This window comes from Pseudopedobacter saltans DSM 12145, assembly GCF_000190735.1.
Lineage (GTDB): Bacteria > Bacteroidota > Bacteroidia > Sphingobacteriales > Sphingobacteriaceae > Pseudopedobacter > Pseudopedobacter saltans.
Genome location: NC_015177.1, coordinates 1,528,610 through 1,540,883, shown reverse-complemented (window position 1 = coordinate 1,540,883; position 12,274 = coordinate 1,528,610). Strand labels below are relative to the sequence as shown.

Below are 12,274 nucleotides of genomic sequence, written 5' to 3'. Positions count from 1 at the left end.
TGTCTTACCTTTAACCACGTCATCCTGAGCGCAGTAGAAGCCCGCCTGCCTTAGATGTGCACTTGCATCGGCCGGCAGGGATCTCCGTGTTAATGGTTACGCCATTAATACCCTTATGCGAAAATCTTCATCAGAAACGCCTAACTTATTCTATGACTGCATATAATACTATTTTTCCAAGCGGAGGAAGAACGAAACACAGAAGAGGAACCCATGCAAGAAAAGGTTTGATAAAACAAGGTAATTGAATCCAGATTGGTTCGAGATAGACGGATACCAGATTCGACTTTCCTTCGGGAATTGTTCGGGTGCGCTTCGGCATTTGCCGAAGGTTTGTCGAACACTTGTCGAAGAAACAGTACCTTTTGTCGAAGGATTGTCGAAGAACTGTCGAAGAAAACTGCAAAATTTCCCGAACAATTCTCGACTTTGTCTCGGATCTGTCTCAAATACATCCCGGAAAATTGGTTTGTGCTGATCTTAATTTAGATGGTCTGTTAGAAATATTTGCAAGTAAAATAAAAATGATATAACTTTCATTTACTAAACTTAATTTAAAAATTCACTAATTTTATTGTTTGCAAGGAAATGTGCAATGTGAGTAGTGGTAATAAGCAAAAACATTTCTTTTGATAGTTTTTTTGCATAGGCAGTAAAGTGAAACTTAAAGGAACGTATGGAAACTAGTATATGTAGACCGAGATTGCGTAACGTCTCAGAATTCAAAACATGATCAATTATTTTAAAGATAATCTGGCCATAGGTTTTTAAGCAATCGAAATATAACCTAATGTAAAGGTAAATGAAATCATAGACATAATTTATTTGATGTCAATAATGATAAGTTTATAAGATTGACAGTAAACAACGGTGTGAATGTATGCTATCAAGGAAACTGAGACCGAAAGAAATATATGTCATAAAATTATTGAAATTTATTTAATTTGAAAAACTAACCAAACGTGAACTTCCCATGGAACATTTTTTAGAAATCGATAGTCGTTTCGAACATTTTTTAAATACAGAGTTATTTCCTTCAATATTTAAAGGTGAAATAATTCTCTTTTTGGGAGCTGGATCATCAGTTACAGAAAAAAAGTTTTTGGGAATAGACACTGTTAAATTTTATCAAGACAAGCTAGGTATTGATGCAGAAACAACAGATCTGTTGGAATTCATGGATTTGGTTTCTGCGATGCCAAATTTCAATAGAGAAGATTTTGATAACTATATAGTTGATGTATTATCAAAATATATTCCCAAGGAATCGCATAAAATCATCGCATCATTAAATTGGAATCAAATAATTACTACCAATGTGGATTTGATGATCGAAAAGGCGTTTGATTTAATCGAAAATACAGTAGAGCAACACAAAACGTTAAAAATTATTAGAAATGTATCAGATTTTCATCAAATTAACGGTAATGGATTTGTGAAATATATCAAATTAAATGGTTGTATAAAGGATAAGTCCAAATATCCTTTGGTATTTTCAACTAAGGATTTTGGGCATAGTAGGCAATATCACAAAATGATATTGAAATCGTTGAGTAATATGTCTTTTGATGTCAAGTTTCTAAGTGTAGGCTATTCATTTGTAGATCCATTCTCAAAATATTTAATTAAATATTTTGATTCATTCAACTTTAGAAACAAGAAACCTATTTATTGCGTAGATCCGTATATTCAAGAAACTAGGCTTCCTTCTTTGAAAGAAAGTGGGATTGTAGTGTTGAAGATTACTTCGGAAGAATTATTTAAGCTATACAAAGAATGGGAAAATAAGCATAGTAATGAGCTCGCTAAAAGGAAGAATATTAATTTTAAAAATATTGAGAATAATAAGTTGCAGCTGAGTGGTAGGTTGAAATTACAGTTGGGAGAAAGTGTTAGCCAACTTACGGATGACGGAGCTATTAAATCATTTGATGCAGCTTCCTTTTATAAAGGAGAAGTGCCTACTTATGATGTCATAAGGAAAAATTATGATGTTGTTAAAGAAAACAAAATACAATTTGTAAAAGATGAACTCTTCAATGTTATTTCTAAAAATGGAAATAAATTAATACCAATATTCTTTTTGTCAGGAATGTTTGGTACTGGAAAATCTACGTTCTTGTACAGGCTGTTACATTCAATTCTTCACGATTCAAAATTTAATTCGGTTGCTTTTGAAATTAGTGAATTACATAAACTAAGAGTACAAGATCTTGAAGAGTTATTTTCTCTAACTAAGGCAAAGAATATTTTTATAACATGTCAAGAAATAGAGTTAGATAGTTCATTTAAGGAAATGATGAATTTAAGAAATCAATTAAGTGTAGCTCAGTTTACAAATTTTAATGTGTATTTTCTTGTATCAATTAGAGAAAATATTTACCAGAAATTTCTTAGAAATTATAAGTATTCGAGTATTTATGAGATAAATATAGATGGTGGTCTGACAAGAAGAGAAGCAGAAGATTTAATAAACAAGCTAAGTGAGCAAAGTTTAATAAGATTTAGAGATGTTGGTGAAAAAAATATTCTAATAAACAAAATATTAAATGAGTATGGCGGAGATACTTTTATTTCTTTAATTTCCTTAATTTCTAATAGTAATTTCGATGAAATACTTTATAGTGCTTACGAGCAGTTAAGTAAAGAAGCCAAAGAAGCCTTCATTTATACATCTTTATTGTACCAGCATAAAATATTAATGCCCTCGGCTTTACTTATGAAACTGGTGTCAAAAGATTGGAAAAGCTTCGAAGATGATATTCTAAGATATGATTCGAAAAATATCTTGATTCAAGAAACAAAAGAAACAGATTTGTTTTTTAGGACAAAACACTCTTTATTATCTAAGCGTTTAATAGAGAAGGTACTAAGAAAGAATGATGAGAAGTTTGACAAAACTAGAAAAATTGTTGCCCAGCTTATTGAAAATGACGAAAATGCTAAATTATTTATAGACTTAATCAAATCTATAAGATATGATAAAGCATTTGATGAAGAAAAAATAGATAAACTTTTTGATGTTGCAGATCAAATTTTCGATACCAATCCACATTTCGTAATCCATTATTCTATAAATCTACAACAAAGGAAGACAGCTTATCACATGAAAAAAGCTCTTTCTAAATTAACACATGCTGAAGCATCGTTAGAAAGAAGAAATCATCTATTAACACATAGAAGAGCTGTTCTAAATTATCAACTAGCAAAAATTACCTATAAAAACGAAAAAATATTGAATAAAACTTATGGATACCTTGAGGAAGCAAGGGAACTTTTTGAGATAAAGAGAATGGAAGATCCATTTAGTTCTTATAGTTACATAGATTATATAAATCTCGAATTATGGGTTCTGAATAAGATAGAATTGGATGAAAAGAACCTCCTGTTATTACATATACGAATACAAGAATTATTTGACATTGCATCTAGGGCAGTATTCGAGAACACCGATATTTTAATCAGGTTGAGGGCAAAATACTTTACTCATCTAGACGTGAGTATGAAAACTGAAGATAAAACTCTTCTAGAATACTTAGATGGGTTGTATGATGAAGAAGAAACAAGACCCTATTCACTAGTATTGAAATATAACTATCTACTGGAAAATAATCGTTTAGAAGATGCGGAGCAAATTATTCCAGAGTTAGAATATTATAAGTTTAATGATGAAGTTTCTAAGACTTTATTTACTTATTATGGGCGTAATTTGCATATATCTAATTACAGAAGCAGTTTCTTTTCTTTAATTAAAAGCGGTTATGATTTTAAAAATAAAGATTTTTTGAGGCTGAACTTCTATTCATATATAGCTGAGTCATATAATAAGAATTTTAAATATTCTTTTGAAAATTTGGAAGAAATTTACCAAATGGGTACTATACTAAATCCAAATTTACATGAAGTATGGTTTGATGAAAATGGTGAAGATGCAGTGTTTACGGGAATTATAAATTCCAATAAAAGAGGATATGTTCAGATTAAGGTAATAGAATTGCAACAACAATTTAGGTTACTTAAAGATTCAATTAAACATTTTCAACCTAAAGTATCAGAAAAATATCTAATAAAATTACATTTTTATATACAAGGAATTAGAGTAGAATTGTTAGAGAAAATATAGTTATTATAGTGGGTAATGTCAACCTATTCGGGTTGTTATTTAAGAGGTAACAAGAATATCGAATGCTGTAGATTTTGAAATCCGCTTATTTATGAGTAAATCTAACTAAAATATTAAAAAGATTATTTCAATACTCACAATTTTTACAGGCATCTCCAACGCTCTTAGATGTATTTGAGCTGTTGGAGTTCGAACTGAGGAAGGAGAGGGAAGGAGCAAGCGTTTCTATGGAGGTTCATTAAGTCTTCATAATTCATTTTGGGGATAAATATCTCATCTTACCAATTTTAATTTGCATGTGGGATCTTTCTCCCGCTTTGAGCGGGATTAAGAGGACGCCAGGTGGAAAGCGTGATCCTATATTGATTTGTAAACAATTCAATGTGGCGTGGCATTCGTGGTTTACATAGAAAATACTTAAACAAGTTGCTCCCAATGTGTTACATTTCGAGAACCTCAGCGTGACCCTACGAATAAATCATTAAACAGAAAAAGCTTCTGTACTATTTTAAACAGAAGCTTTTATATAAGCAGAAACGAAGATTCTACCATTCACGTTTTTTATATATACCCTATACTACTAGCGTAATACTATCTGCTCATCCACAACGCACCATTTTTGGTATTAAGCTTTTCCAATTTACCTTCAGAAACAAGTTTATCCAGAATTTCCTCACTTTCAGATCTTCTGATACCGGATAGTTCTGTAAATTCCTTCGCTGTAAATGAAGTATGTTTTGAGAATAAGGATTCCCAATTTTTGTCGTATTCTGACTTTGATAGGTTTGGAGCTAATTTTAAAATAGCGGTTTCATAGAATGGATAGGGTTTAGAACCGTAAACCATTTCTCTGTTGCCGTTGCTACCTTCAAAAAATAGGGTAGGAAAACCCCTTACTCCATATTCTCTGGCTATCTTTAAATCTCCATTAAAGAGTGCTTTTGCCTCGCCTTCGAAATCTGATTTTAATTTTTCTACATCTAAACCCACTTTTTGAGCTGCTGTTTCCAGGTGTTCCCACTTGCTAATGTTCTTTTTCTCTAAGAAAACCATTTCTTTGATCTCCCTTAAAAATAAGATAGCTTTATCCTGATCCTGCAACTGAGCTGCTTTAAATGCAATAGAAGGTGGGTAAGAAGAGTTCAGCGGATCTTCCAGCCAAACATCGCCATCAATCGGCATATCGTAATATTCGCTTGCTTCGTCCCAATGGTGGGCAACGTCAGACGGTTTACTAATACCGCCGCCACTATAGCTCCAGTCCGGTAATAAGCCACCCATCCGGTATTCGATTTCTATATTATTGCCGTATTCCAATTTTAGTTTTCGTAGCTGAGGCTCGATTCCCCAGCAGGAAGAACAGATGGGGTCGGTAAAGTAAACCACCTTAACTGGTTTTTCATTTGACTGAGCATTACCAGCGCTTATTTCTTGCTCTCCGAAACCCGGTATTTCACATATACCTGTTTCCGGGTCGCACAATAAAGGATTGGTTTTTATGATTTCGTTCGACATGATTTTATTTTTTAATGACTTCGGGTTGTAATTTAACGTATGAATAATAGGATAGGCTTAAGGTGGCTATAGCAAAAACAATGAACCCATAAGAATGGTAGTCTTTCGCCACATGCGCTACAATAGCAGAAACTAAATTGATAGCAAATCCCACATAAGCAGCAATTTTCAATGGCTTAGGTACAAAAGGAAGAATGAGTGCCAAAGCTCCTAAAATTTTAGCGATAGCAAGTTCTACTCTGAAAAAGTCAGGGAATCCCAAAAAAGTAAATGCACCTTTCATTTCTTCTGAAGTAAGGTAACTGTAACCGCTAAAAAGCATAAAAGCGACAAATAATCCGGTTGCGCTCCAAAATAAGATGTGATGTGTTTTCATTTTCTATATTTTAAAAATCTATTACAAAGGTATATTTAAGATAGTTTATAAATGTTATCAGTTACCTTTTGGAAACTACTTACCAATTGGAAACTATGTCAGATTATCTGTATCTTTGCGATATAAAATTTAAAGAAGTGAGAAAAAAGCAGAATATAAATAACTCCGCTGTCTGTCAGGTACGGATTACAGGTATCAAAGACACCATGGAGCTTTTATCAGGAAAATGGAAATTTCATATTCTGGGGACGCTTATTTTGGGTGGTAAAATGCGTTTTATGGATCTGATGCGTGAAGTAGATGGTATTGCGGCTAAAATGTTGTCCAAAGAATTGCAGGATATGGAAATGAATCAGCTCGTCCGCCGTACGGTTCTTGATACGAAACCTATTACAGTAGAATACGAGGTTACAGAATACGGCCGTACTTTGGAACCTATTATTGAAGAAATTGCGAAATGGGGAATTTCTTACAGGAATGCGTTGGTGGGAAAGAAAATTGAGGGTGGCGAGTAGTAAGTAGTACCCCAATGCATCACATTTCGAAAGCCTCAATGTGATGTCCAATTCCGCTACGCTATTATCATCATACGATTTTACTCTTTACTTTCCAATTCCCCGGCTCTCTTTCTTCTTAAAATCGCTTTGAGCATACTGTGCCATACAACGATATTTCCTATAATGAAGCTTTCTTTTAAGTCGCTTTTGAAGCGGGTTTTCATGATGCGTTTAACTACCGAATGGCCTACTTCACCTTGTTCCTGTACTTGTCCTAAAAGACGGAGGGAGATTAAGGCCATAAGAGCGCCGATCAGGAAAAGGAAGTTCCATTCATGCAGGTGAATGAGTTTGAGTATTTTGTTGAGGCCGGGGCTTGTCCACTCGAATGTAATCTTAAGCTGCTTGTCTTTGAAATAGTCGGCCAGCATACCTCCTATAAGTGGAGAAATGGAGGAAAAGATGGATGTTGCGATGTTTTTTATGGAAAGGTAAACTACGGCGTCCGTTTTAGGAGCAAGTTTAAGCCCGATATTGGTGAGGGCAAGGTTTACACCGGCGGTGGCTATTCCGGTAAACATATGGATTCCTACAAGCAGTGCCATATTTATATACCATCTGGAGTATATTCCTACGAAAATCCAGGCAAGTATGCAAACTATATATATTGGTGCGCTAAGGTAGATGATACTTTTATTGCTATACCGGTCGGATAGCTTGCCCCAGAGCTGTACGGTAAGTACGCTGAATACCTGGCTGATAATGGCTAAAGCTATGATATAGGTCATGGGAATCTGCAGACTTTCCAGCATAAAAACCGTAAAGAATGGTACGGCAATATTGACAGCGAATACCCAGGCTCCGTTAAACCAAAGCATGTTTCTGAAGTTCCTGTTCTGAAGCGGCATCATAAACAGGTCGAAGAAACTCCCTTTAGACAGATAGGATTGTGGCTCCGTTGCCCTGGATAAGAAGAAGGTGCCTATTAAACCTGCACATCCTGCTATCACAAAATAGACGGCGTATAGTCTGTCGAGCTCATTTGTGCGTTGGGTAGTGAAATAGTCCACCATTACCGCTACTAAAAGGCTCAGACAGATATTGATGATCTGCATATAGCGGCTTCTTTGGGAGAAATATTGTCCGAGCCTGTTTTCGGGAACAAGATCTTTTATCCACGAGTTCCAGCTTGCTCCGCCCACCGAGCTAAAAAAGTAATGCAGAAACATCATAGTCATCAAAAAGTAGATTGAAATCCCAAATTGCAATAGGAGGGCTCCGATGATGACTAAAGGTGTACGGGCAAAAATTAATGATATGGTGGTAATGCTTTTCCGGTTTGGAAATCTCCGCATCAATATAATGGATATTATTTGTGCCAGATTGGTTAGTGAGGGAAAGGCGGCTAACAGACCTATCTGAAAATTGGAAGCGCCCAGAAGCAGGGCTATTGCCACCAGGAATGTTCCACTGGTAAGACATACAACAATTTCTGATGTAACCCCGTCTATTATAATCAGCTTAAGGCTTCTTTCTATATCCTTATTTTCGATATGTATCTGTGGTTTCATAAGAAATATAAAAAGAAACGCCCGATTGCTCGGGCATCTCTTAAAACGAATTAAGGGAATGTTTTATGATTAAGATGCCGTTTGTTCTACGTTAGCGGAATTCATGGCGATCTCAGTCAGTTTAGAATCGGTGTCTTTCTCTTCTGACAGGGTTTCTTTCAAAAGTTCTGCAACTTCATCATGTTGCATGAGCTCTGCATAGGTCGCCAATGAACCGTAAGACGCAATTTCGTAATGCTCTATCTTTTGTGCGGCACATATTAATGCGGCGTCTTTTGCAGGATTGTCGTCGAAGTCGCTAATAATTTCTTCTGCTTCGTTTAACAGACCTTCCATTGCTTTGCAGGTTTTGGATCTTGGTCTGATACCCAAATGGTCGAATGCTTGTTTTAATCTTTCTATATGGCCTTCTGTTTGTTTTAAGTGTTCCTGGAAAGCCTGTTTAAGCTCTTCGTTTTCTGCTTCGGAGCTCATTTTCTTTAATCCTTTTAATAATTGTTTTTCGGCTCCCAGAATGTCTCTCAATTCGTCAACCATTAAATCATGTAAATGCGCATTAGGCATGTTCTCCGTTTCTCTTGTCTTTTTCATAGTATAATAAAATTTTAGATGTTTACTTTATCAACGAATTAAACAGAAAATCGTTGCCATCTATTTTTTTTTCAGGTATTTGTAACATTTTGTTCTTTACATAACAGGTATAAACAACGGTACTCTCTGTTTTTGTATCTCCGTTTGCTTGCAATATATACGCATTTTGAAGTTTAAATCCCATGTAGGGACTTATGGGTACGGGCTTTGTAATGTCTAGGAAAAACAAAATGACCTATGAAAAAAATATGTTTAATTGCCGTAATTGCCCTGGCACTAGGTGCATGCAATTCGAACAATAACAGAGGGAAGTCTCAGGATACCATACCGGAAAGAAATGATTATCCGGGAACGGACCGATCTAATACTGATCAAATGCATACCGATTCTATGGGACGTGATTCTATGGGTAGAGGGACAAGTGATACTGTAAACACAGGATACGGTAGATAGGGCTTTATATTCTGTATTTTACTTGAAAACGAAGAACCATTCTTTTTTATGTTTGCGTTTTTATAAGACCCTCGGGCATCCTGCTGTTTTTATTGATAAGATTGGTGAGGAGAGTTGTGAGGTGCCCGGGGTTGACTATTTATTGTTTGTGCATAAAGATTTATCTGATTTTACCCCCGACGTAAAGTCGGGACAAGGTCTCCAAATCTTATCATGCCACTGGCTGTAATATCGAAGAAAGTGTAAGTTTGCAATGTTTGTTGTAAAAATGGTTGCACCGGGAACGGATAGCATAACCGAGCCTCTTTTCTTTGCTCAATTGGGTAGATTATTTTCAAAAAGCAGAGTGGCAAAGGAAAGTTGGTGCGATGTCATTTTTGCCTGAGCGTGAGGATAGAGCTAAGGCCATAAAAAGAAAATGTTTTTGTTTCTTTTTCAAAAAAGAATATCAGCGACAATAATATTAGTAGAATGCCTATGCGAAGAATGAATGGCAGTCCGCCTCATAGCCGGCGGCTGGCCTAGTCCTTTTTGTCTTGATACAAAAAGGGACCAAAAAAATCAAGGCGTATAATCTTTGTCGCTCCATCTAGATAAATCTTTCATTAGCGCAATCCGGATATGTGTGTTCGTTGGTGCTTTATTTTGCTTTCTACAGCACATTAGATTGCTTGGGGTTACTTATTTATTGTTTGTGCACAAAGATTTATCTGATTTTAGCTCCAAATCTTATAATGCCACTGGCCGTACTATCGAAGAAAGTGGAGGTTTGCAATGTTCGTTGTAAAAATGGTTGCACCGGGGAACGAATAGTATAACCGAGCCTCTTTTCTTTGCTCAATCGGGTAGATTATTTTCAAAAAGCAGAGTAGCAAAGGAAAGTTGGTGCGAAGACATTTTTCCTGGAGCGTGAGGATAGAGCTAAGGCCATAAAAAGAAAATGTTTTTGTTTCTTTTTCAAAAAAGAAAAAAGAATATCACTGTCAGTGATATTAACCTGAGTTCGATTATAAAAAGGCTATGAAAGTAGTGCCAAAAGAGATTGCTTCGTTCCCGAATCAAGTTCGGGACAGGCTGTACCTCCTCGCAATGACAAAAATAGGGGCGTCTTCCGAATTTACTTCGGAACTCAACATGAAATAATGTTTAAATCACTCAGAAACAATGAAATATTAATCGAACTCAGGTTATTAGTAAAATGCCTATGCGAAGACTGGAAAGCTAGTTCTATAACTTTGTTGCTTCGCCTTCAATAAATCGAAAAAAGCTTTATAAACTATAGTGCTAAATTTGATGCGTATTATTATATTGATCACGCAATTACGTTGGGCCGAGATGTCTGGTTAATTGATTTATGCCAAAACTGAATTTCAACATCTTTAGCTATTCCTCGTTAAAAAGCGAAAATAGTTTTTGGAAAGAGCTCATAGGAAGTTCTTCGGAATTTTCTATGGAAAGTAGGATTTTTCATTCTATCAGTATTTGTTTCATCTTACTCGCCAGTGTATATGCGCCATATAATTTATATGCCGGACTTTATGTGGGCTCGGTATCAGCAGTAATTATTGCTTTGTTCTTACTGCATCAATACTATTATTCCAGATTCCATGGTAAAAAACATAGTAATTTGTTTTTCGGACTACTGGGAGTGTTTATTTTTGGTATTAATTACTTTTCGAATTCGGGCATAAATGGCTCTACCGATCTGATCTGGCCCGTCTATTTATTATTGCTGTTCGCTATTTCTCCATACCAACAACATTTCAAGTGGTTAGTGATCTATTTAGTGGCTTTCCTGTTATTACATGCGCTGGAATTTTACTATCCGTCACTAGTGCAATATCCTTTTAGCCCAGGAAAGGGTCAGTTTATTGACCGCATTACAGCGTTTCCTATGCCGGTTATCGGTATTTATATTATTATCAGATATATCCGCAGAAGTTATGATAAAGAGAGGAAAATAGTAGAGGAGAAGACTATTGCCATAGAGAAGAGTAAAGAGCAAATTACGTTACATAGGAATCAGCTGGAGCAAAGTAATACCAAGAAAAATAAGCTGATGTCTATTATTTCGCATGATATCCGAACTCCTTTGTTAAATATTCAAAGCTATCTTGAGCTACTTCACAACCAGGATCTTAACGGTGAAGAGCGAATTATGGTCGAGGAAAATTTGCTGAAGTCTACCAACAGCACATTGGAAATGTTGTCTAACATGTTATACTGGTCCAAATCGCAGATGGAAGGTGCTCAGGTGAAGTTGGTAAGTGCTAATCTTTTTTCTGTGCTGGAAGGGACTTTGGAAATGCAGGCTATTCAGGCGGGGAAGAAAAATATATCACTACGGTATGACATTCCTAATGATATTATTGTAAGGGCAGATGTGGATATGTTGCAATTGGTGATCCGCAATTTAATTAGTAATGCCATAAAGTTTACGGCCGATGGAGGCCGTATTTCTGTTAATACCAGTCTGGAGTCTGAGCAGATGTGTAAAATCACTGTCAGTGATAATGGAAGAGGCATTCCAAAGGAAATGCAGGAGAATGTATTTTCTATAAAATCGGAAGCTACTTCCGGAACCAATAACGAAAAAGGTGTGGGTTTGGGACTGGCACTGTGCAGGGAGTTTATTGAAAAACAGGGTGGGAGAATAGGGTTTGAAAGTACTGAAGGTGTGGGATCGAGTTTTTTTGTGTTTGTTCTGTCTTAACTGCTAATACGTTATCCTGAGCTCGTTCCAGGATCTCCTATAAGCATTCACTACCATTGTTTTATTTGTCCTTCTCCTTGGGGAGAAGGTGCCCGAAGGGCGGATGAGGGCTATACTTATATAATCTTTCCCTCATCTTCTACTACGCTTCGGGCTTTCCGTCCTCAGAACCTGTCCCGAACTCTCTTCGGGAGCCGGACAGGCCTAGTTTTTTTAGAAGGTATTTGATGTTTTCTATAATGTGCTTCAAGAATGCGGAAGCATTTCCCTTTAGCTGGAAAGATCCAAACCTACCTCCGGCTTCCAAATCATATAATGCCACTGGCTGTACTATCGAAGAAAGTGGAGGTTTGCAATGTTCGTTGTAAAAATGGTTGCACCGGGGAACGGATAGCATAACCGAGTCTCTTTTCTTTGCTCAATTGGGTAGATTCT

General features: G+C 36.0%; 10 protein-coding genes. 4 read left to right on the top strand and 6 right to left on the bottom strand.

All coding sequences use genetic code 11. The features are described from left to right. Window positions 1-973: 973 nt before the first annotated feature. Window positions 974-4,123, top strand: a complete 3,150-nt coding sequence (locus tag PEDSA_RS06505) for an SIR2 family protein (protein ID WP_013632370.1) — start codon at window positions 974-976, stop codon at window positions 4,121-4,123. Window positions 4,124-4,714: 591 nt separating this feature from the next. On the opposite strand, the gene PEDSA_RS06500 is transcribed toward PEDSA_RS06505, so the two are convergent. Beyond that, the gene (locus PEDSA_RS06500) at window positions 4,715-5,638 is read right to left on the bottom strand and encodes a ClpXP adapter SpxH family protein (RefSeq protein WP_013632369.1); all 924 of its coding nucleotides are present in this window, start codon (window positions 5,636-5,638) and stop codon (window positions 4,715-4,717) included. Between the two features lie 4 nt (window positions 5,639-5,642). Beyond that, window positions 5,643-6,014, bottom strand: coding sequence for a DoxX family protein (locus PEDSA_RS06495; protein ID WP_013632368.1), 372 nt, complete (start codon window positions 6,012-6,014; stop codon window positions 5,643-5,645). A 137-nt stretch (window positions 6,015-6,151) separates the two neighbouring features. Here PEDSA_RS06495 and PEDSA_RS06490 point away from each other — a divergent pair, with 137 nt between their 5' ends. After that, complete coding sequence (locus PEDSA_RS06490) at window positions 6,152-6,529, top strand: winged helix-turn-helix transcriptional regulator (protein ID WP_041537328.1); 378 nt, start codon at window positions 6,152-6,154, stop codon at window positions 6,527-6,529. A gap of 80 nt (window positions 6,530-6,609) precedes the next feature. Here the strand turns inward: PEDSA_RS06490 and PEDSA_RS06485 are convergent, their stop codons facing one another. The 3 genes from PEDSA_RS06485 to PEDSA_RS20270 all read right to left on the bottom strand — a co-directional run bounded on the left by PEDSA_RS06485 (window position 6,610) and on the right by PEDSA_RS20270 (window position 8,857). Beyond that, window positions 6,610-8,082: an MFS transporter gene (locus PEDSA_RS06485; protein ID WP_013632366.1), complete on the bottom strand. Its 1,473-nt coding sequence runs from the start codon at window positions 8,080-8,082 to the stop codon at window positions 6,610-6,612. Between the two features lie 69 nt (window positions 8,083-8,151). Beyond that, window positions 8,152-8,673, bottom strand: coding sequence for a ferritin-like domain-containing protein (locus PEDSA_RS06480; protein WP_013632365.1), 522 nt, complete (start codon window positions 8,671-8,673; stop codon window positions 8,152-8,154). A gap of 22 nt (window positions 8,674-8,695) precedes the next feature. Beyond that, window positions 8,696-8,857, bottom strand: a complete 162-nt coding sequence (locus PEDSA_RS20270; protein WP_013632364.1) for a hypothetical protein — start codon at window positions 8,855-8,857, stop codon at window positions 8,696-8,698. Between the two features lie 53 nt (window positions 8,858-8,910). Here PEDSA_RS20270 and PEDSA_RS06475 point away from each other — a divergent pair, with 53 nt between their 5' ends. Together PEDSA_RS06475 and PEDSA_RS06470 are read left to right on the top strand one after the other, a co-directional pair. Continuing rightward, window positions 8,911-9,126, top strand: a complete 216-nt coding sequence (locus PEDSA_RS06475; RefSeq protein WP_013632363.1) for a membrane lipoprotein lipid attachment site-containing protein — start codon at window positions 8,911-8,913, stop codon at window positions 9,124-9,126. 1,354 nt (window positions 9,127-10,480) lie between these two features. Further along, entirely contained in the window at window positions 10,481-11,839 is a 1,359-nt protein-coding gene (locus PEDSA_RS06470) for a sensor histidine kinase (protein ID WP_013632362.1), read from the top strand. Window positions 11,840-11,981: 142 nt separating this feature from the next. Here PEDSA_RS06470 and PEDSA_RS06465 read toward each other — a convergent pair whose 3' ends face one another. Then, complete coding sequence (locus PEDSA_RS06465; protein WP_148233511.1) at window positions 11,982-12,236, bottom strand: hypothetical protein; 255 nt, start codon at window positions 12,234-12,236, stop codon at window positions 11,982-11,984. Window positions 12,237-12,274 lie beyond the last annotated feature (38 nt).